Source organism: Roseivivax jejudonensis (genome assembly GCF_900172265.1).
Taxonomy (GTDB): Bacteria; Pseudomonadota; Alphaproteobacteria; order Rhodobacterales; family Rhodobacteraceae; genus Roseivivax; species Roseivivax jejudonensis.
This window is the reverse complement of sequence record NZ_FWFK01000001.1, coordinates 846,381-867,392: the sequence shown is the minus strand read 5'-3', so window position 1 is coordinate 867,392 and position 21,012 is coordinate 846,381. Positions and strand designations below refer to the sequence as shown.

Annotated in this window: 15 protein-coding genes; 8 read left to right on the top strand and 7 right to left on the bottom strand. The window is 70.0% G+C overall.

Features of this window, described 5'->3' with window-relative positions; all coding sequences use genetic code 11:
- The first annotated feature begins 1 nt into the window (after position 1).
- From ROJ8625_RS04295 to ROJ8625_RS04285, 3 genes are all read left to right on the top strand, one after another.
- Positions 2 to 997: a glycosyltransferase family 2 protein gene (locus ROJ8625_RS04295; RefSeq protein WP_085790583.1), complete on the top strand. Its 996-nt coding sequence runs from the start codon at positions 2 to 4 to the stop codon at positions 995 to 997.
- A gap of 5 nt (positions 998 to 1,002) precedes the next feature.
- Positions 1,003 to 5,550, top strand: coding sequence for a MupA/Atu3671 family FMN-dependent luciferase-like monooxygenase (locus ROJ8625_RS04290; protein ID WP_085790582.1), 4,548 nt, complete (start codon positions 1,003 to 1,005; stop codon positions 5,548 to 5,550).
- Between the two features lie 220 nt (positions 5,551 to 5,770).
- A complete protein-coding gene (locus ROJ8625_RS04285; protein ID WP_085790581.1) occupies positions 5,771 to 7,096 on the top strand; it encodes a GumC domain-containing protein in 1,326 nt (441 codons plus the stop codon).
- A gap of 16 nt (positions 7,097 to 7,112) precedes the next feature.
- Here the strand turns inward: ROJ8625_RS04285 and ROJ8625_RS04280 are convergent, their stop codons facing one another.
- The 6 genes from ROJ8625_RS04280 to ROJ8625_RS04255 form a co-directional block, all read right to left on the bottom strand.
- Positions 7,113 to 8,216: a CpsD/CapB family tyrosine-protein kinase gene (locus ROJ8625_RS04280; protein WP_085790580.1), complete on the bottom strand. Its 1,104-nt coding sequence runs from the start codon at positions 8,214 to 8,216 to the stop codon at positions 7,113 to 7,115.
- 154 nt (positions 8,217 to 8,370) lie between these two features.
- On the bottom strand, positions 8,371 to 10,458 hold the full coding sequence (locus tag ROJ8625_RS04275) for an NAD-dependent epimerase/dehydratase family protein (RefSeq protein WP_085790579.1): 2,088 nt from the start codon (positions 10,456 to 10,458) through the stop codon (positions 8,371 to 8,373).
- A 13-nt stretch (positions 10,459 to 10,471) separates the two neighbouring features.
- On the bottom strand, positions 10,472 to 11,443 hold the full coding sequence (locus ROJ8625_RS04270; RefSeq protein WP_085790578.1) for a glycosyltransferase family 2 protein: 972 nt from the start codon (positions 11,441 to 11,443) through the stop codon (positions 10,472 to 10,474).
- On the bottom strand, positions 11,440 to 12,702 hold the full coding sequence (locus ROJ8625_RS04265; protein WP_085790577.1) for a glycosyltransferase: 1,263 nt from the start codon (positions 12,700 to 12,702) through the stop codon (positions 11,440 to 11,442). Before ROJ8625_RS04265 ends, ROJ8625_RS04270 begins: the two co-directional genes overlap by 4 nt.
- Positions 12,699 to 13,673 (bottom strand): NAD-dependent epimerase/dehydratase family protein, encoded by a 975-nt coding sequence (locus tag ROJ8625_RS04260; protein WP_159456716.1) that lies wholly within the window; start codon positions 13,671 to 13,673, stop codon positions 12,699 to 12,701. Before ROJ8625_RS04260 ends, ROJ8625_RS04265 begins: the two co-directional genes overlap by 4 nt.
- Entirely contained in the window at positions 13,661 to 14,791 is a 1,131-nt protein-coding gene (locus ROJ8625_RS04255; protein ID WP_085790576.1) for a Gfo/Idh/MocA family protein, read from the bottom strand. Before ROJ8625_RS04255 ends, ROJ8625_RS04260 begins: the two co-directional genes overlap by 13 nt.
- 292 nt (positions 14,792 to 15,083) lie before the next feature.
- Between ROJ8625_RS04255 and ROJ8625_RS04250 the strand changes: the two genes are divergently transcribed.
- The 3 genes from ROJ8625_RS04250 to hslU all read left to right on the top strand — a co-directional run bounded on the left by ROJ8625_RS04250 (position 15,084) and on the right by hslU (position 17,864).
- Positions 15,084 to 15,848, top strand: coding sequence for a WecB/TagA/CpsF family glycosyltransferase (locus ROJ8625_RS04250; RefSeq protein WP_085790575.1), 765 nt, complete (start codon positions 15,084 to 15,086; stop codon positions 15,846 to 15,848).
- A gap of 108 nt (positions 15,849 to 15,956) precedes the next feature.
- Complete coding sequence (hslV, locus tag ROJ8625_RS04245; RefSeq protein ID WP_085790574.1) at positions 15,957 to 16,514, top strand: ATP-dependent protease subunit HslV; 558 nt, start codon at positions 15,957 to 15,959, stop codon at positions 16,512 to 16,514.
- A gap of 42 nt (positions 16,515 to 16,556) precedes the next feature.
- Positions 16,557 to 17,864: an ATP-dependent protease ATPase subunit HslU gene (gene hslU / locus ROJ8625_RS04240; protein ID WP_085790573.1), complete on the top strand. Its 1,308-nt coding sequence runs from the start codon at positions 16,557 to 16,559 to the stop codon at positions 17,862 to 17,864.
- A gap of 128 nt (positions 17,865 to 17,992) precedes the next feature.
- Here hslU and trhO read toward each other — a convergent pair whose 3' ends face one another.
- Positions 17,993 to 18,910 carry an oxygen-dependent tRNA uridine(34) hydroxylase TrhO gene (gene trhO / locus ROJ8625_RS04235; protein WP_085790572.1) on the bottom strand — a complete coding sequence of 306 codons (918 nt, stop codon included), beginning with the start codon at positions 18,908 to 18,910 and terminating at the stop codon, positions 17,993 to 17,995.
- 112 nt (positions 18,911 to 19,022) lie between these two features.
- Here trhO and pncA point away from each other — a divergent pair, with 112 nt between their 5' ends.
- Together pncA and pncB are read left to right on the top strand one after the other, a co-directional pair.
- Positions 19,023 to 19,616: a bifunctional nicotinamidase/pyrazinamidase gene (gene pncA / locus ROJ8625_RS04230; RefSeq protein ID WP_085790571.1), complete on the top strand. Its 594-nt coding sequence runs from the start codon at positions 19,023 to 19,025 to the stop codon at positions 19,614 to 19,616.
- A 72-nt stretch (positions 19,617 to 19,688) separates the two neighbouring features.
- Positions 19,689 to 20,981: a nicotinate phosphoribosyltransferase gene (pncB, locus tag ROJ8625_RS04225; protein ID WP_085790570.1), complete on the top strand. Its 1,293-nt coding sequence runs from the start codon at positions 19,689 to 19,691 to the stop codon at positions 20,979 to 20,981.
- Positions 20,982 to 21,012 lie beyond the last annotated feature (31 nt).

Genomic DNA, 21,012 nt, shown 5'->3' with positions numbered 1-21,012 from the left:
CATGCGCGACCCCCGCCTCCTGACCGTCGTCCTGAACTGGCGCACGCCGGACATGACCCTGCGTGCGACGCGCGCCGTGGCCACGGCGATGTCGGGTCTCGACGGCGAAATCGTGGTGGTCGACAACGATTCCGGCGACGGGTCGGAAGCGGCGCTGCGCACAGGCGTGGCCGAGGCGGACTGGCCGGTGCCGGTTCGGGTGATCCAGAGCGGGCACAACGGCGGCTTTGGCGCGGGCATGAACGCGGGGATTCGCGCGGGGCGCGCCGACGACCAAGCGCCGGATTATGTCTACATCCTCAATTCGGATGCCTTTCCGGCGCCGAATGCGGTGCGCATTCTCCTCGACCGGCTGGAGGGCCATCCCGAGGCCGGGATCGCCGGAAGCTACATCCACGGGCCGGAGGGCGACCCCCACATCACGTCGTTCCGCTTCCCCTCCGTGGCGTCCGAGTTCGAGGGCGCGGCGCGGATCGGCCTCATCTCGCGCGTTTTCGCGCGGCAGCGCGTGCCGATGGACGTTCCCGAGGCGACGCGGCGGGTCGACTGGCTCGCCGGGGCGTCGATGATGATGCGCCGGTCGGTGCTCGACGACGTCGGGCTCTTCGACGAAAGCTTCTTTCTCTACTACGAGGAAACCGACCTGTGTCGTCGGGTGCGCGCGGCGGGCCACGAGGTCCACTACGTGCGCGAGAGCGCCGTGGAGCATATCGGCTCGGTCTCGACCGGCATGAAGACCTGGAGCCGGGTGCCGGATTACTGGTTCGCGAGCCGGTGGCATTATTTCGAGACGGCCGGAGGGCGGTGGCACGCCGCCGCCGCGACCACGGCGCATCTCGCCGGCGGCGTGTTGCACAGGCTCAAGCAGACGATAAAGCGACAACCGCCGGCGGATCCGCCGGGATTTCTGCGCACGCTGGTGCGCCATGACCTGCGACGCCTGTTTCGGCCCGGCGATACTGCTCGCCCTGCCGCGCGTCCGCAGGCAGCGGAGTGAGAGACATGAGTGCATTCACCGCCGTCCTCTGGGGCAACGATACGCTGACCGTGGAGTGTGGCCGCAAGCTGGTCGCGCGTGGGCATCTGATCGTTGCGGTGGTCACCCGGTCCGACGCCGTGGCGGACTGGGCGCGCGAGGCGCAGCTTGCCGTGTTCGCGCCGAAGGACGCGGCCAAGGCACTTCCGGCCTGCGACTGGCTGTTGAGCGTGGCCAACCTCGACGTGATACCGGACACCGCGCTGGCGGTTCCGGCCCGTGGCGCCGTGAACTTTCACGACGGCCCGCTGCCGCGGCATGCCGGGCTCAACGCGCCGGTCTGGGCGCTGATCGAGGGCGAGGCCCGGCACGGCATCACCTGGCACGTGATCGAGGGCGGCGTGGACGAAGGCGACATCCTCGCCGCGCAGGCTGTGGAGATCGGGCCGCGCGACACCGCCCTCACGCTGAACATGAAGTGTTTCGAGGCCGCGTTTGCGTCCTTCGATACGCTGCTGGCACAACTGGAAACCGGCGCGCCGGAGCGCACCCCGCAGGACCTGTCGCGCCGCACCTATCACGCCAAGGCCGATCGGCCGGAGGGACAGGGTGTCCTCGACCCCGCACGGCCGGCCGACGATCTGGCACGTCTGTGCCGCGCGCTGGATCACGGCGGCTACTGGAACCCGCTCTGCGTGCCGAAGCTCCGCCTTTCCGGAGCCGTTCTGGCAGTGACGGCGGCCGAGGCCGTTGCGGGTGACGGCGCACCCGGCACGGTGCTTCGCCATGATGGCGATCGGGCGGTCATCGCCTGCGGTCGCGGCGCCCTGTCGGTGTCGGTCGCCACGCTCGAGGGCGCTGATGCGGAACTCGACGCCGTGCTTCCGGTGAATGCGGTCGTGGCCGGCCCCCGCGCCGACGAAACGGATGTGGCGCGGTACGACGGGTTCTGGCGCGCGCGGCTGTCGCGCATGGTGCCGGCCGTGGTGCACGGCGCCGGCACGGGCGCGGGCGAGCTGATCGCGCTTCCGCTGCCGCGACTGCCGCACGAGGTCGTGGCCGCGCTGGCGCAATTCGGCGCCGAGGGCGCAACGCCCTCGCTGGCCTTTCGCGACGCCGAGATCGCGGCACTGGCCGAGGACGGGCTGGTTGCCGGCTGGGTGCCGCTCGAGGTGACCGGGGCCGGGACGCTGACCGACATCGCCGCCGGCCTCGCCGACGCGCGCGGCGCGATCGCGGATCGCGGCGGCTTCGCGCGTGATCTGCGGTTGCGGGATCCCGCGCTGCGCGCCCTCGCCACGCCGGCGATCGGTCTGTCCGAGGGCGCGGGCGCGGTGCCCGGCGCGGCGATCACCGTCGAGCTGACGGAGGCTGGAGCAACGCTGCATGCCGATACCGGCCGGGTCGATGCCGCCTTCGCGCAAATGATCGCCGCGCGGCTCGTCGCGCTGGCCGAGACGGAGCGCGACGCGCCTCTGCCAATCATGCCCGAGAGCGAACGCGGCTTTGTTCTCGAGGCGGTGAACGAAACCGAGACGCCCGTCGCGCCCGAAACCATGCACGCGCTGTTCGAGCAGCAGGTGGCGCGCACGCCGGATGCTACGGCGCTCGTGTTCGAGGACACCCGCATCAGCTACGCCGCGCTCGACGCGCGGGCGAATGCGGCGGCGCATGTCCTGCGCGACATGGGTGTCGGTCGGGACGTCGTCGTCGGGCTGTGCTGCCGGCGCGGGCCGGACCTCGTCGTCGCGGCATACGCGATACTGAAGGCCGGCGGCGCCTACCTGCCGCTCGATCCGGCCTATCCGGCCGACCGCCTGCGCCATTACCTGTCGGACAGCGGCGCGCGGGTCGTCGTCACCGAATCCGCGCTCGCCGGAACCTTGCCGGAGACGGACGCGGACACGCTCGTCCTCGACACCGATCCACGGCTCGCCGCCGCGCCGACGCAGGCGCCGGCGCCCCGGTCCGGCCCGGACGATCTCGCGTACCTGATCTACACCTCCGGCTCGACCGGGGTGCCCAAGGGCGTGATGATCGAACACCGCAACGTCGCGAACTTCTACGCCGGGATGGACGCGCACGTGCAGGAGCCCGGCGGCGCCTGGCTCGCCGTGACATCGTTGAGCTTCGACATCTCGGTGCTCGAACTCTTCTACGCGACCGCGCGCGGCTACACCGTCGTGCTAAGCTCGGACGCCGATCGCGGCATGATCTCGGGCGGACGGCTCGGTCGCGGCGGAATGGAGTTCTCGCTCTACTACTGGGGCAACGACGACGGGGTCGGCCCGGACAAGTACCGTACGCTTCTCGAGGGCGCGCGCTTTGCAGACGAGAACGGGTTCGTGGCGGTCTGGACGCCGGAGCGGCACTTTCACGCCTTCGGTGGTCCTTACCCGAACCCGTCGGTCACCGGTGCCGCCGTCGCCGGAATGACGAAAAAGATCGGCGTGCGCGCCGGATCCTGCGTCGCGCCGCTGCATCACCCCGCGCGCATCGCCGAGGAATGGGCGGTCATCGACAACCTCACGAACGGTCGCGCGGGCCTCGCCATCGCGTCCGGCTGGCAGCCGGACGACTTCGTCCTGCGCCCCGAGAACACGCCGCCCGCCAACAAGCCCGCGATGATCTCGACGATCGATGTCCTGCGCCGGCTCTGGCGCGGCGAGGCGGTGGCATTCCCGAAGCAGGACGGCACACCGCAAGAGGTTGTGACACAGCCACGGCCGGTGTCGAAGGAGCTGCCGGTCTGGGTCACCACCGCGGGCAATCCCGAGACCTGGAAGGAAGCCGGGCGGCTGGGCGCCAACGTCCTGACGCATCTCCTCGGGCAATCGGTCGACGAGGTGAAGGAGAAGATCGCGCTCTATCACGATGCGCTGCGCGAGGCCGGCCACGATCCGTCGGAGCGCAGTGTGACGCTGATGCTGCACACCTACCTCGCCGAGACGCGCGAGGCCGCGCGCGAGGTCGCGCGCGAGCCGATGAAGGATTACCTGCGCTCGGCGGCGGGCCTCATCAAGCAATATGCTTGGGCGTTTCCCGCCTTCAAGAAGCCCAAGGGCGTCGAAAACCCGATGCAGCTGGACCTCGGGTCGCTGTCCGAGGACGAGCTGGAGGGGATCCTCGACTTCGCGTTCGAACGGTACTTCAACGAAAGCGGCCTGTTTGGCACCGTGGACGATGCCGTCGCCCGCGCCGAGGAGTTGCGCGGGATCGGCGTGACCGAGATCGCCTGCCTGATCGATTACGGCATCGCGCCGGATACGATCCTCGACGGGCTGCGGCCGTTGGCCGAGGTGGTTGCGCGAGCCAACGCCGATGCGGAGCCCGCGCGCGACGATTTCTCGATCGCCGCGCAGATCGTCCGGCACAAGGTGACCCACCTGCAATGCACGCCGTCGATGGCGCGCATGATCGCGATGAACGACGAGGCGCGGTTTGCACTGTCGCGCGTGCGGCACCTTTTCTTCGGCGGCGAGCCTCTGCCGGGGGCCATGGTCGCCGATTTCGAGTCGATCACACGGGCGCGCATCTCCAACATGTACGGGCCGACCGAAACGACGATCTGGTCGTCGGTGGAGCCGGCCCAGCCCGGACCGGGCGTCGTCAACATCGGCCGGCCGATCGCCAACACGCAGCTCTATGTCCTCGACACGGACCGCGCGCCGGTGCCCGTCGGCGTGGCGGGCGAATTGTGGATCGGCGGTGCGGGGGTCACCCGCGGCTACTGGAACCGGCCCGAGCTGACCGCGGAACGGTTCGTCGACAACCCGTTCCACGGCGGGCGGATGTATCGCACGGGCGATCTCGTTCGGCGTCGCGCGGACGGCCGGATCGATTTCGTCGGCCGCGTCGATACGCAGGTCAAGATCCGCGGCCACCGCATCGAACTCGGAGAGATCGAGGCCGCGCTCGAGAGCCAGCCGGGCGTGCAGCAGGCCGTCGTGCTCGCCCGCGAGGATCGGCCGGGCGACACGCGGCTGGTCGGGTACTACACCGGAGCGCCGCAGGCCGACGTGGCGCTGCGGGAAGCGCTGTCGCGGATGCTGCCGAAGATCATGGTGCCACGCCGGTTCATCAGGCTCGACGCGTTTCCGTTGACGCCGAACAAGAAGGTCGATCGTGGCGCGCTGCCCGCGCCGGAACTCGCGCGCTCGGCACGGTCGGCCCCGGCCGCCGAACAGCGGCCGGCCATGAGCCGCGCCGGCACCGTCGTTCCGGCGGCCAGCGCTTCCGCCGTGCAGGCCCGCGTGGCGTCGGTCTGGACGCGCGTCCTGGGCGTGGCGACACCCGGCGCGCGGGACAGCTTCTTCGATCTCGGCGGTCATTCCCTGCTCGCGGTGCAGGCGCATCGCGCCATCCGTGAAGAGCTGGGCGTTCCCGACCTCTCGATCACGGATATCTTCCGCTTCCCGGTGTTGTCGGACCTCGCTGCGCGGGTGGCCGAACTGTCGGGGAGCGTGGTGAGCGAGGCGGCCGGGGCCACTCCGGTCAACGCCAACGAGCGGGCGCAGACGCGCAGCGATGCGATGGCCCGCCGGCGCGAAATGCGGGCCCGCCGACGCGCCTGACCCGAAGCGGAAAGTACCGAGAGAGCCCACGGGCGGTCATGCCGATGTCGTGACCGCCCGTGCGTCTGAGAAACGCGCTGTTTCCGTCAATCGCGGTTTATAACGTGGCAAGAAAGCGGCCGCGGCGATAAGTTTGAGGCAGGATGGGGGCAGGGTTGCCGCGAAACGCGCTTCAATGCCCCGATCCGCGCATCGGGGGCACCTTTGCGAGAGTGACGACATGAGCCAGTTTCAGTCCCTGTCCGAGGTCTTCGCGGCGCTGCGGCGTCGCGCGTTCCTCATCGTGCTCGTGTTCGTGCTGGGCTGCGCAGCGTCGGTGTTCATCGCGTCGCAGCAGGGCAAGCTGTTCGAGGCCACCGCGGTGGTGCAGATCGAGGACGCGCGCGTCACCGAGGATATGACCGACTCGATGACGGCGCAGGCCACGGGGCGCGAAGCAAGCCGCCGCGTTCGCCTGATCGAGCAGCGGCTGATGGCCCGCGACAACCTGATCGAGATCCTCGACACCTTCGATCTCTTTCCCGACGCGGTTTCGTTCAGCGAACGGGTATTCATGTTGCGCTCCGCGATCACGCTCGACGAGCTGCGCGGCAATGCGCAGCCGTGGCAGACCGATGTCGTGCCCTCGGGGCTCAGCATCACCGTCCGCCTCGACGATCCCGAGGACGCGGCGGCCGTCGCGAACGAGTTGATGGGCTCGGTGATCGCGCAGGCCCGCAGCCGCAGCGCCACGCGCACCGCCGAGACATTGTCGTTCTTCGATGCCGAAGCCGCGCGCGTCGCGACCGAGATCTCCGAGGCAGAGAACGAGATTGCCGATTTCAAGCGAGAGAACTCCGACGCGCTTCCCGAGGGGCTCGAGGCGCTGCGGACACAACTCGCCGCGCTGCGCGACCAGCTCCTGACGCTCGACCGCGAGATCCTGGCGCTCGAGAACAACGCGGCGCGTCTGCGCGCCGCCAGCCAGGAGCGGCAGGTCGATCTTCTGAACGAGCAGAAGGGCCTGATCGAGGCGCGCATCGACCGGATCGAGGCGGACATCGCCCGCGCGCCCGAGATCGAACGGACGCTCGCCGGGCTCGAGCGCGAGCTCGACCAGTTGCAGGAGCGGTATTCCGTTGTCGGACGCCGCCGCGCCGACGCCGAGATGGCGCAGGTCCTGCTCGAGCGCGAGGCATCGGACCGGTACGAGGTGCTGGAAACGGCGCTGCCGCCGGAAACCTCGATCTCGCGCAGCAAGCGCAAGGTCGCGGCGGCCGGCGGCGTGGCAAGCCTGTTCCTCGCGCTCGGGCTGGCGCTGCTTCTCGAGATCGCGCGTCCGGTGATCCGCACGCCGGCGCAAATGGAGCACCAGCTTGGTATCGTCCCGGTCGTGTCCATTCCCACCGTCCGGTCGCGCCGCGATCACAGCCGGCGTCGCTGGCTCTGGACCGGTGGGCTGCTGGCGCTGGTGTTCGCGGTGATCGCAGCCCTGCGTGCGGTGAGCGCCGGGCTCGGCGATGCGGGCCTGATCGAGCGGCTGCTGCCGGGGCGCACCGAATTCTGAGCGCCCTGCGCGGGCCTCAGTAAGCGTATTTCTTTTCGTTGATGCCTTCGGCGCGATTCAGCACCACGCCGAGAAGCGGCGTGTCGGCACCGAGGCGCTGTTCCGCCTCGCGCACGTCGCTTTGCGCGCTGACGCCACCGCCCACCACCAGCAGGACGGCGTCGAAATGCGGCCGGAGGGCGAGCACGTCATCGCCCGAAAGCGCCGGCGGCAGGTCGAACAGCATGACGTCGGGCTTGAGTCTCGCCTCGATCATGTCGAGCGCGATGGCCGTCTTCGGATCCTGCAGGAGCTCTGCCGCGAACGGTTCAGGCGTGCCGTTGAAGCCGAAGGCGATGCTGCGCCCTGCGTGAAAGTCGTTCGGCCCCAGCCGGAGCAGGTGCTGCTCGGGAAGGGTCTTGCCGCGCAGCATGTCGCCGATCGATTTGGGTGATTTGATCCCGAACACCCGGTGCAGTTCCGGCCGCCGCATGTCGAGATCGAGCACCACGCTGCGAAGATCCGCCTGGCGCGACAGCGAGATCGCGAGATTGGCGAGGGTGAAAGTCTTGCCACAGCCCGGCGTGGGCGAGGTCACCGCGACGCGCCGCCACTGACGATCCGACAAGGCCCGCAGGATCCGCGTCCGCAGGACGTCGAAGGACACGTGTGCGGGATCGCTGCGGCTGGCGCTGATGATGCGGTTGCGCTCGAGCGCGCGGTCATCGACCGCGAAGCTTGGCATGCTGGCCCAGAGCCGCTCGGGGTCGTCGGCAGCCGGAAGGGTCTGACGCGCCGTATCCTGCGCATCGTGCGCCACCGCCCGCGTGGTTGCATGGGCCGGTGCGTGCGCGGCGTCAGCGGTCGAAGGCGCAGGCGTCTCGATCGCGCCCGGACTTGCGGCCTCCGGCGCCTTGGCCACGGCCGGCGCGGGGTCGGGATCGGCCGCGCGCCGCTCGGCGGTGCGCCGGTCCGTTTCTCCGCGGTCGAACTCGCGCCGATCGTCGGTGCGGCGCTCGGCCTCCCGGCGTTCCAGGCGTTCCGCGCGTGTTTCGAGCGGCGGAACGGGGCGCAGATCGTCGTCTTCAGTGCGCTCCGGCGTGCGGCCGCGGCGGCGGCGAAACTTCGGTCGGTCGGCCATGGTCAGCCCCGCGCGCGCCGTGAAGGCCGGCGTCCGGTGAACTCGTGAGCGTCATGCGACATGGCAGAGAGATCCGTATTGCTTCCCCGCAATTCAACATCAAATGTCGTCAAAAATGCGGCTCATTAACGGGGATTGTCGATCCCCGAGGCGCTCAAAAGCCGAACAGGCCAGCATCGTCGATCGCTGCGCGCAAAAACGCCTCGCGATCCGACACCGGCTGCCAGCCCAGCAGGTCCTTGGGTTTCGTATTGTCGAAGCGCGACAGGTGCGCGCGACTGATCCAGTCGGCGCGCGACGGACGGATCACGTCGCGCCGCCCGAGCGCACGTCGCTTCAGCGTCGCCTTGACCGCATCCGCCGCCCAGAAGGCGGTCAGGTTTCCGGTGGAAACGCGGATCCGTGCGCCCAGACGCTCGTGAATCGCGCGGAAATAGCCTTGCGCCGTCAGCATCGGCTCGCCCACGAGGTTGAAATCCTCGCCCAGGGCCACATCGCTTTCGGCCATGCGGATCAGGCCGTCCGCCACGTCGTCGTTCAGGACGAAGGGCAGGATGTTGTCGCCGCGGCCCCAGATCCGCACGGCGCCGGCCCCGTGCCAGCGGCCGATGCCCCAGTGCTGCAGCGGCCCGCCCGGCCCGACGACGATGCCTGGCCGCGCGATGGTCAGCGGCAGGCCCCTCTCGCGATGCATCTGCATGAGGCGGCGTTCGCACTCGGCCTTGGACCGGGCATAGAGATTGCGGTCGGTCATGTCGTTTGGGAAGCCCTTTGCCTCGGTGATGCGGCCGAAGCGGTCCGACATGTCGTAGCTCGCGATCGTGCCGGTATAGACCAGCCGGTCGACCCCGGCTTCCAGCGCGGCCTCGGCGATGGTGACCGCCGGGGCGACGTCGTTGTCCAGGCAGTCCTGCCAGTTCGTGCCAAGCGCGCGGGCGAGGTTGTAGACGTGGCGGATGCCGTCCATCGCCTGAACGAGCGCGGCGCGATCCTTCAGGGACGCGCCGACGGTCTCGACGGAATCGGGCAGATCCGGGAACGGGCCGTGGCGACCGCGCGACAGCACGCGTACGTCGGTGCCGCGGGCCACGAGCGCGCGGGTCAGGGCGCGCCCGATGAAGCCGGTTCCGCCGATCACGAGCGCGGTCGGCCGCGGCGCGCGCGTCGCCACCGCCGGTGCCTTCGGGATAAGCGTGTCCGTCGGCAAAAGCGCGAGCGCGTCATCGAGCGCCTGCATCGCCTGTACGGCGTTGTCGGCGTCGTAGCGCTCATCGGGCGCGGAGCCGTAGATCGCCGCGCACATGCCACGAAAGCTCTGTGCGTAGGGTGAGCGCATGTTGAGCGAGCGCACCTGGATCGCGGCGTTGGTGAGTCCCTCCCGGGCATGGCCGCGCGCCAGCGCGATCTGGCGGCGCAAAGGGTTCAGCACGAGGTCGGAGGCGTTCTCTCGCTCCACCACCAGCGTGTCGGCGGCATAGTCGAGCCGCGCGCGCCCCGACGAGCCGCGCAGTGTCACCGAGCGGTCGTCCACCGTCTCGACCATGCTCAGGCTCAACGTCACGTCGACATCGCCGGCCCGTGCGAGGATCCGGAAGCTCTGCGGCCGGGGGTCGTCGCCGGGCAGCATGACCGGCTTCGAGGCGTCGGCGGCGATGACGTCGAGCGGGCCGAACAGGTCGACCGCGAACGCCGCAAGGTGCGGTCCGATCTCCAGAAGCAGGTTCTTCGGTTCGCGCAGGAGCCAGAGGTTGTACGGCCCAGAGCGCAGCGGCGCGAGGGGCAGCGCCCACGTGATCTCGGCCGCCGATACGCGACCGAGGTCGCCCGAGGCGACCAGCGCCTTCAACCGCGAGTAGGATGGCAGACCGAGGAAGTTGTGACCGGGACGGAAGTGCCGCCCCGCACGGTGCGCCGCATCGCGCAGCTGTCGCGTTTCGTCGGCGCTCAGCGCCGCCGGCTTCTCGATCAGAACGTCGAGCCCGGCCTCGAGGCATTGCAGCCCGAGCGCGAGATGGCTGTCGGGTGGGGTCAGAATGTGAACCGCATCGCAGGTTCCGCTGTCGATCAGGGCCGCGAGGCTGTCGTAGGCGGGCACGCCGCGGGGCTCGGCCAGCGCGCGGGCGGCGGCACCGGACGTGTCGCAGACGGCGGCGAGGTTTGCGCCGTCGGTCGCCGCGATGGCGTCCGCATGCCAGGTTGCAATGTATCCGGCGCCGATCAGGCCGATGCGGGTAGGGGTCATGGTGTGATCTCGCTTACTTGTATTCGATCAGCCGCATCGGGGCGCGGCGCATGCGGCGCAGGTGAAATCGCGCCATGCCGATCAGGTTCGGAAACTTCGACAGGGTCAGCAGCAGGCCGAGCCGGCGGGCGGCGTCCGGCGCGATCCCGTCGCGCCGCAGGCCGGCAGTGCTCTTCGACCAGTTCAGCGGGTAGGCCAGCACCAGCACCGCAGCCACCCACGGCGCAACCACGAGGGCCGCGCCGACCGCGAGCGGCAGGGCGAGCGCGTAGACCACAACGCGCCTCCGCTCCGTGACGAAGGTGTCGGGGTGCAGGTGCCCGACCTGAGCGAAGCCGTGGCCGGTCCGTTCCGCGCGGCGCCACCACTGGCCGAACCGGGTCATCGCGGCGTCGTGGCGGGTCATCTCCCGGGGGAGCCGTTCGAGCCGCCAGCCGGCCTTGCGGAGGCGGGCGCAGAACTCGTCGTCCTCTGCGGCGATGACGGTCGGGTCGAAGCCGTCGATGGCGCGGAAGGCCGCCGCCCGAACAAGCATGTCGCCGCCGCAGGCGCGGATCTCGCCCGCCGGGCGCCGCCATTCCCAGTGACACAGGTGGTTGTACACGCTCGACTCCGGCGCGGTCTCGGCGCGCCAGCCGGTGACGAGGCCAAGCTCCGGCGCGGCGTCGAGCCGGTCTGCGCCGTCGGCGATCCAGCCGGCCACGATCGCACAATCGCCGTCGATGAACTGCAGGTAGTCGGGCGGGTCGGGCGACTCGAGCAGGTGCCACGCTCCGGCATTGCGGGCGCGTGCCGCGGTGAAGGGCACCGACATGTCGAGCGTCACGACATCGGCCCCCGCCGCGCGCGCGGCCTCGACGCTGTCGTCGGTGGAGCCCGAATCGACGTAGACGAGGCGCCGGGCCTGCCCCTTTGCCGAAGCGAGGGCGGCACGCAGGCGCGCGCCCTCGTTGCGCCCGATGAGCACGAGATCGACCACGCTCATGCGGTGGGCTCCGGCCGCTTGGCGGGCGGCGCCGCCGGCGTCGGCCCGCCCGCGTAGGCGGCGAAGAGCGTGGCGAGGCGCCGCGCCTCGATTCCCGCGTCGTAGCCGGCGCGGACCTTGGCCTGACCGGCCGCCCCCAACCGGGCCCGGACCTCGGGGTCTTGCAGGAGCGCGTCGATCGCCGCGGTGAGGGCGGTGCCGTCCCCGGGCGGCACGAGCCGGCCATGCACGCCGTCTTCGACAAGCTCGGGAACGCCGGCGATGCGTGTGGTGACCACCGGGACGGCAGCGGCGAGCGCCTCCATCAGGACGACCGGCACGCCCTCGGCGAAGCTCGGCAGCACGAGAAGGTCGGTTTCGCCGAGCGCGCGTGCGACCTCGTCCTGCCCCTGGTAGCCGAGGAAGCGGCAGCGCGCCGCGATGCCCAGATCGCGCGCCCGCGCCTCGAGCGCCGCGCGCTCCGGCCCATCGCCGATGAGATCGAGCGCAAGCTCGGGATGTGCGGGCGCGAGCGCGGCCACCGCGTCGAGCAGGAGCGGCACGCCCTTCACCCCCGCGAGCCGCCCGACGAACAGGAGGCGGGTGCCGGGCGCGGTGGCTTGGCGGGCGGCGTAACGATCGGGGTCCACGCCGCAATGGATCACGTGCAGCCGCGGCCACGTCTCGGTCGGGGCGAAGCACATGAGCTGCGAGCGCGCGAAATCCGAGATGCACGAAACGAAGCGGGCGCGCCGCGCCTTTTCGTCGATCCGCCAATGCTCGGGAGCGAAGAAGATGTCCGGCCCGTGGATCGTGAAGCTGTAGGGCAGACCAGACAGGGCCGAGGCGAGCATCGCGACGGTGCAGGATGACTTGGCGATGTGATTGTGCAGGTGGCTGACGCCCCGATCCGACAGGTGGGCGGCCAGAACCGCGGCTTCCGCGAAGTAGATGAGGTTGTAAAGCCGTCCGCGCAGTCCGGTCGGCGCGGTTTGCCAGGCCAGCCCGAGAGCTGCCAGGTAGCGGCGCGGCGCGCGCATCCAGCGCAGGTGCGCGGCGAGCAGCGTTGCGGGCCGGCGCGCGGCCTCCAGCACGTGGAAGGTGGCGGATTGTTCGGCGCGCTGCTCGGGGCCGACGAGGTGCTCGGGCCCGGTGCGGCGTACCGAACAGGTCAGGACGTCGTGCCCCACGGCGCGCAGCCCCGCCACCTCGCGCTGAATGAACGTGTCCGACGCGCGGGGATATTCCCCTGTGAGGTAGGCCAGTCGCGGACGCGTCATTGCGCGCCCCCCGCCGCAGCGGCGAACCGGGCGGCGAAGGTGCCCCGGTCGCGATCCGGAAGTGCGGACCGCAGCCGGTCGTTGGGCCAGAGAAACGGCGCCATGCGCGCACGCAGCGCCGCCTCGCGCAGAAGGCCCGGACGCCCCTGCCAGCCGCGCAGCGCCCGCGCGACGGGGACAAGCGTCGGCCAGGGCAGCGGCAGGACCGCGCGCGGCCAGCCCGTCTCCCGCATCGCGTCGAGAAACCGGGCCCGGTCGGGCAGATCGTCGTCCAGAAGGTTCAGGATGCCGTCCCCGGCGCGTCCCTCCGCCGCGTCGACGAGCGCGCGGGCCGCGCGGGCGCGGTCGACCAGCGGCACCACGCCGCCCCTTCCCAAGCGGATCAGGACCGGACCGAGCCCGACACCGAGATGCGCGTTCCAGAGCCGGCCGGGGCCGTAGACGGCCCCGGCGCGCAGGATCGTCAGGGCGATTCCTGCTGCGGACGTGCGCGTGCTGACCACCGCCTCCTGCCGGATTTTCGCGGCGGCGTAGGCGTCGGCGGCGTGCTCCGGCGGCGCGACGGGGCTGGTCTCGTCGATCCGGGTTCCGGGGGCTACGGCCATCGTGTCGTAGACCGCAACGGAGCCGACGAGCACGAGTCGCGGCACACCGGCGGCGGCCATCGCGTCCAGCAGCGCATCGGTCGCGCCGATCGTGTCTCGCTCGTGTGCGGCGGCGTCTCCGCCAAGGTGCGCCGCGGCGTGGATCACCGCCGTCGCACCCTCGAGCATGGGAACGAGATCCGCGCCCGGTGCGGCAAGATCGCAGACGTGGACGTCGGCCTCCGAACGGTCCGGAGCCGGGCGGCGGACGAGGCCGGCGGCGGACAGCCCGCGCGCCTGCGCCTCTGAAAGGATCGCCCGGCCGAGAAACCCGTTTGCGCCGGTGACGACGATCCGGGTCGCGTCGTTGCCGTTCACTTCGCCCACGGCATCGGCTCCATCGCGGTGCAGGTCGTGGTCATCCGCTGCGCGCCCGCCGTTTCGCCGGAATTCTGGATCGCGAGCGTCACCTCGGTCAGATGCAGCGCGTAGTCGCCGCCGAGGCGGCTCGGGCGACCGGCGGCGATGGCCTCCAGCATTTCGGCCGGGCCGAGGAGGAAGTTCATCGACGCCGCCCCCCAGCGCCCGACCTTGGGGTGGGTTTCGCGGCCAAGGCGGATCCGGCGGCCGACCGGCAATTCGATGAGCCGGCGCCGCAGGGTCACGCGACGGCGAAAGCGCACCGGCGCGCTGTTGTCCCAGGCCGCGTTGCATTCGAGGATACCGCCGTCGCCGATGACCCGGATCCGGTGATCGTGCGGGGCGACGATCGAGCAGGTGAGCCGCACCACCGGCCCGGTCTCGAAAAAGAGGGTCGCGACGGACAGGTCCGGCGCCATGGGCCCGGTGCCCTCCTTGTCCGGAACGGTCTCGGACGACGCGGCGACCACGGTACGAACCGGGCCGAACCACGCAATCAGCCACGACAGGTAGTACCCGGCATGTTCCAGCGTGCAGCCCGTGCGGAACTCGTCCTCGAACGGCCAGGGCGCGCCGCTTTCGGAGATCCACTTGCGATAGGCGGCCTGCGGCACGAACCCGTCGTCGAGCTCGGCGTAGACGGCGCGGGGTGTGCCGGCGACCCCGCAGCGGATCGCGTGGCCGAGGGTTTGCGCCGCTTCCCCAAGGACCGAGCAGGGCGCCGAGCCCAGCTGCAGTCCCGCTGTGGCGGCGCGCGCGGCAAGGTCGCGCGCCTCGTCGAGATCGGGGGCCAGCGGTTTTTCCGAGTAGACGTGCCGGCCCTTCGACAGGCAGGCGGCGGTGATATCGAAATGCGCGGCCGGGTTCGTGAGGTTGAGCACCAGACCGTCCGCCGGCGTGGACGCCAGCGCATCATCGAGGCTGCGCGCCGCGGGCAGGCTCCAATGGGCGGCGAACGCTGCAAGTCGAGCCGGATCGTGGTCCCAAACCGCGGCGAGCCGAATCTCGGGATGGAGTGCCAACGCGCGGGCGTAGAGATCGGCCACGAACCCGCAGCCGATCATCGTGATCGTGCCGCCGCTCATGGCTTCGGTGCCGCGCGGTGCGCGGCGTATGGGCGCCGCTGCCGGCCCATGCGCATTCCGTCCCGATTCGATTTCGGCCCGCCCTCGACGGGCTCAGACCATCAAAACATGGCTCAAATACGACGTGTCACGATCGGTGGAAACAATCCCGTGCCGCAGCGGCGCATCGTTGGGCAAAGCGATGCAGCCGCGTGCCATCCGCGCGGATCCGCGAGCGGATGGCCTCGCTTTGCGGCGAAACTGTGCTAGACCACAGCGGGGGCTGGCCACATTTCGAGCCGGGATCGCTGTCATGGAATACATCGTGAAGGCCTGTCGCGTGCGGATCACCGTGCCGGACTGGACGACGTTGTCGTCGGTCGTGTCGCGCCGTCTGGCTGCCGGCGAGGGGTTCGCTCTCGCGACGCTGAACCTCGATCATCTCGTGAAACTCGCACGCTCCGATCGGTTCCGCGCGGCCTATGCCGCGCAAGACCTCGTGACCGCGGACGGCAACCCGATCGTCTGGACGGCGCGACTGGCCGGGCGTCCGGTGGATCTCGTTCCGGGTGCCGACCTGATCGTGCCGCTGTCGCGGCTGGCGGCGCGCCACGCCGTCGGGGTCGCGCTCGTGGGCAGCACCGCCTCGGCGCTCGACGCTGCCGCGGCGCATCTGGAGAGCATCGTTCCGGGGCTGCGCGTGGTGGCGCGCATCGCGCCGCCGATGGGCTTCGATCCCGAAGGCGCGGGGGCCGAGGCGGTGTTCGCCGAACTCGAGGCCTCGGGCGCCGGGATGTGCTTCGTCGCGCTGGGCGCGCCGAAGCAGGAGATCTTTGCCGCAGTCGGGCGGCGCCGCCTTCCGGGCATGGGGTTCGCCGCGATCGGCGCTGGGCTCGATTTCTTCGCCGGCACGCAGGCGCGGGCACCGCTCTGGGTGCGCCGCGTGGCGCTCGAATGGGCATGGCGCGCAGCGTCGCACCCGCGGCGCTTGGTACCGCGCTACGCCGCATGTGCCGCGCTCCTGCCGCGACTCGCCTTGGGTGCGCTGCGCCAGCGTCTCGGCGCGCGCCCGGCCTGATCCCGGCCGGCCGCCGTGCGGCGCCCTGCCGCGCCGTCAGACCCCGTCCGCTTGCCCCTGCCGCGCGGACACCCCATATGCCGCGCCAGACCAATGGAAGGATGGCGCATGGCAGAGGACAGCTTTCCGGGCTGGCACGGCACGACGATCATCGGCGTGCGCAAGGGCGGCCGCGTGGTCGTCGCGGGTGACGGGCAGGTCAGCCTCGGGCAGACCGTCATCAAGGGCTCGGCGCGCAAGGTGCGCCGGCTCTCGCCGGGCGGGTCGGACGTGGTTGCCGGCTTTGCCGGGTCGACCGCCGACGCGTTCGCGCTGCTGGAGCGGCTCGAACAGAAACTCGAGGCGACCCCCGGCCAGCTGCAGCGCGCCTGCGTCGAGCTGGCCAAGGACTGGCGCACCGACAAGTACCTGCAGAAGCTCGAAGCGATGCTGATCGTGACCGACGGCGCCCAGCTTTACGTGGTGACCGGCGCGGGCGACGTGCTGGAGCCCGAGGACGGGATCGCGGCCATCGGATCGGGCGGCAACTACGCTCTGGCCGCCGCGCGCGCGATGATCGACGGTGAGCATGACGCCGAGGCGATCGCGCGCCGCGCGATGGAGATCGCCGCCAGCATCTGCGTCTACACGAACGGCAACCTCACGGTCGAGACGCTGGAGGGCTGAGGCCCGCGCCCAGCGACGCGACCGGATCGAAGGATTTCCCACATGACAGACCTGACCCCGCGCGAGATCGTCTCCGAGCTCGACCGGTTCATCATCGGCCAGAAGGACGCCAAGCGCGCCGTGGCCGTCGCGCTGCGCAACCGCTGGCGCCGCAAGCAGCTTTCGGACGACATCCGCGATGAAGTCTACCCGAAGAACATCCTGATGATCGGGCCCACCGGTGTCGGCAAGACCGAGATCTCGCGCCGGCTCGCCAAGCTGGCGCGCGCGCCTTTCGTCAAGGTCGAGGCCACGAAGTTCACCGAGGTCGGCTATGTCGGCCGCGACGTCGAGCAGATCGTGCGCGATCTCATGGACGCGGCGATGACGATGACCCGCGAGCAGATGCGCGAGGACGTCAAGGCGAGCGCGCATCAGGCGGCCGAGGACCGGGTGATCGCCGCGATCGCCGGTGAGGACGCGCGCGATGCCACGCGCGAGATGTTCCGCAAGAAGCTCAAGGCGGGCGAGCTCGACGACACGATGATCGATCTCGAGCTGAAGGAGAACGCGCCGTCGCTGCCGATGATGGAGATTCCCGGCCAGCCAGGCCAGGGCATGGGCGGGATGAACCTCGGCGATCTCTTCGGCAAGGCCTTCGGCGGGCGAACCACGCGCAAGCGGCTCTCGGTCGCCGAAAGCTACGACGTGCTGATCCAGGAAGAGGCCGACAAGCTGCTCGACGACGAGGCGGTCAAGACCTCGGCCCTGGACGCGGTCGAGCAGAACGGGATCGTGTTTCTCGACGAGATCGACAAGGTCTGCGCCAAGTCCGACGCGCGCGGTGGCGACGTGAGCCGCGAAGGCGTGCAGCGCGATCTGCTGCCGCTGATCGAGGGCACGACCGTATCGACGAAGCACGGCCCGGTGCGAACCGACCATATCCTGTTCATCGCGTCGGGCGCGTTCCACGTTGCCAAGCCGTCGGACCTCCTGCCCGAGCTGCAGGGCCGCCTGCCGATCCGGGTCAACCTACGCGATCTGACCGAGGGCGACTTCGTCCGGATCCTGACCGAAACCGACAACGCGCTGACCCGGCAGTACACCGCGCTGATGGCGACCGAGCACGTGACCGTCGAGTTCACCGAGGCGGGCATCGCCGCGCTCGCCCGTATCGCCGCCGAGGTCAACGCGTCGGTCGAGAACATCGGCGCGCGCCGGCTCTACACGGTGATGGAGCGGGTGTTCGAGGAGCTGTCTTTCGTCGCGCCCGACCATGCCGGCGACACGGTGACCGTCGACGACGACTTCGTCGAAAAGCATCTCGGCGATCTCAGCCGGTCAACCGACCTGAGCCGTTACGTGCTGTAAGCGCTAGCGGGCGGCGCGGTGACCGGTGCGCTTTCGCGCGCTCAGTCATCACTATGCGAAGGGGCGCGTCGCGATCGCGGCGCGCCCTTTTGTTCGACGGTTCGTGAGGTGTGCGACCGGGGCCGTGCTCAGTCTTCGGACGCCTCGGCGGCAAGGTGCGTCTCTCCGCGTGCGCGGGCGAGGGCGATCTGGCGTTGGCGCTCGCGAAAGCGGGCCTTGTCCTCGGCGCTCGTCTCGGCGGCGCAGTGGTGACACGCGACGCCTTCCTCGTAGTCCGGGTGCTGGCGATCCTCGGGCCGGATCGGGCGGCGGCAGGCGTGGCACAGGATGTGCGGTCCTTCGCGCAGCCCGTGGCCGACCGACACGCGGCCGTCGAAGACGAAGCATTCGCCCTGCCAGGCGCTTTCGGCCTCGGGGACCTCTTCGAGGTATTTCAGGATTCCACCCTCGAGGTGGTAGACCTCTTCGACCCCCTGCGACAGGAGCCAGTTCGTCGATTTCTCGCACCGGATGCCGCCGGTGCAGAACATCGCGATCTTGCGGTTGTGGAAGCGGTCGCGATTGGCGGCCCACCAGGCCGGAAAGTCGCGAAAGCTGTCGGTGCCGGGATCGATCGCGCCCTCGAAGGTGCCGATGGCGACCTCGTAGGCATTGCGGGTGTCGATCACGGCAACCTCGGGATCGCGGATGAATTCGGTCCACTGGGACGGCGACACGTAATGGCCGGTGGCCGCGCGGGGATCGACCCCGGGTTGGCCCATCGTGACGATCTCGCGCTTCAACCGGACCTTCAGCCGCGCAAAGGGCCGCTCGGTCGCGGTGGAAAGTTTCGGCTCCAGATCGGCACAGCCCGGCAGCCCGCGCAGATGCGCCAGAAGCGCCGCGATCCCCTCGCCGGGGCCGGCGACGGTGCCGTTCAGCCCTTCGGTCGCCAGCAGAAGCGTGCCGGTGACGCCGCCGTCGCGCGCCACGGCCTCGATGCCCGGCGCAAGAGCGGCAGGGTCGTCGAAGGGCGTGAAGCGGTAGAGCGCGGCAACGGTGAACATGGCCGCGAGATACGAGCGGCCGGACGCGCGATCAAGGCCCGGGGTTGCGGGTCGACGCGGCGCCGCTAGGCTCTGCCGTCACGAGGCGACGTCCGCAGGAGGAGAACCGGCCATGCAGGCACTGATCGTGATCGACGTGCAGATGGATTTCTGCGAGGGCGGCGCGCTGGCGGTGCCCGGCGGATCGGAAGTGGTTGAGTCGATCAACGCGCTGATGCCCGAGGCCGGGGCCGTCGTTCTGACTCAGGACTGGCATCCCGATGGTCACTCCTCCTTCGCGTCGCAGCACTCCGGCAAGGCGCCGCTCGAGACCGTCGAGATGGACTACGGCACTCAGGTGCTCTGGCCCGACCACTGCATCATCGGCTCCGAGGGCGCGGCCTTTCATCCGGACCTCGACACGGCGCGCGCCGACATGGTGATCCGCAAGGGCTTTCGCCGCGACATCGACAGCTATTCGGCTTTTTTCGAGAATGACCACGCAACGCCGACGGGCCTCGCCGGCTACCTGCGCGAGCGCGGGATCAAAGAGCTCACGTTCGTCGGTCTGGCCTATGATTTCTGCGTCGCCTGGTCGGCGCTCGACGCGGCCAAGCTGGGGTTTCGCGTGCATGTCCGTGAGGCGCTCTGCCGGGCGATCGACGCGGATGGATCGGCGGCCGAGGCGCGCGCGCGGATGGAGTCCGCAGGCGTCACCCTCGGCTGAGGTGCGGCGGCCGCGGCTTGCCTTGGCCGCCCGGGGGCTGCTTTAAGCGTCGGGAAGCTGACGGAGGGTGCCTTGGTCGACATCGCCACGCGGGTCTGGAATCACAAGTGGAAGATCGATCCGATCGTCCGCTCGCTGATCGATACGGACTTCTACAAGTTGCTGATGTGCCAGTCGGTTTTCCGCAACCGGCCCGACACGCAGGTGACCTTCAGCCTGATCAACCGCAGCACGCACATTCCATTGGCCAAGCTGATCGACGAGGGCGAGCTGCGCGAGCAGCTCGACCATATCCGGTCGCTTTCGCTGACGCGGGGCGAGTCGACCTGGCTGCGCGGCAACACGTTCTACGGCAAGCGGCAGATGTTCCGGCCCGACTTCATGGAATGGTTCGAGGCGTTGCGGCTGCCGCCCTACACGCTCGAACGCGTGGGCGACCAGTACGAGCTGACCTTCGAGGGCGCCTGGCCCGAGGTCATGCTTTGGGAGATCCCGGCGCTTGCCGTCCTGATGGAGCTGCGCGGGCGCGCCGTCCTGCACGACTTGGGGCGCTTCGAGCTGCAGGTGCTCTATGCCCGGGCGATGACCAAGCTCTGGGAGAAGATCGAGCGGTTGCGCGCGCTCGACGGGCTCAAGATCGCCGATTTCGGCACGCGCCGGCGGCATTCCTTTCTCTGGCAGGACTGGTGTGTGCGCGCGATGAGCGAAGGTCTCGGCGCATCGTTCACGGGCACATCGAACTGCCTGATCGCCAAGAACCGGGACCTGGAGGCGATCGGCACCAACGCGCACGAGTTGCCGATGGTCTATGCGGCGCTGGCTGAAGACGACGCCGCGCTGGCGCGCGCGCCATACGACGTGCTGGCCGACTGGCACGAGGAGCATGACGGCAACCTTCGCATGATCTTGCCCGACACCTATGGCACGGAGGGCTTTCTCGAACGTGCGCCCGACTGGCTGGCCGGCTGGACCGGGATCCGCATAGATTCCGGCGACCCCGTAAAGGGCGCGGAAACCGCGATCCAGTGGTGGAAGTCGCGCGGCGAAGATCCGCGCGAGAAGCTGGTGATCTTCTCGGACGGGCTCGATGTCGAGCGAATAGAGGCGCTGCAGAAGCAGTTTGCCGGCCGGGTGCGGACCTCCTTCGGCTGGGGCACGCTGCTGACCAACGACTTCAGGGGGCTGGCCGAGGGCGATCGGCTCGCGCCGTTCAGCCTTGTGTGCAAGGCCGTCGCGGCGAACGGCCAGCCGACGGTGAAGCTTTCGGACAACCCGGAGAAGGCGATGGGCCCGGCCGACGAAATCGAGCGCTACAAGCGCGTATTCGGCGTCGGCGCCCAAGAGCGATTCGCGGTCGAAGTCTGAGCAGGGCTCCGCCGTCGCGGAGGGCGTCACC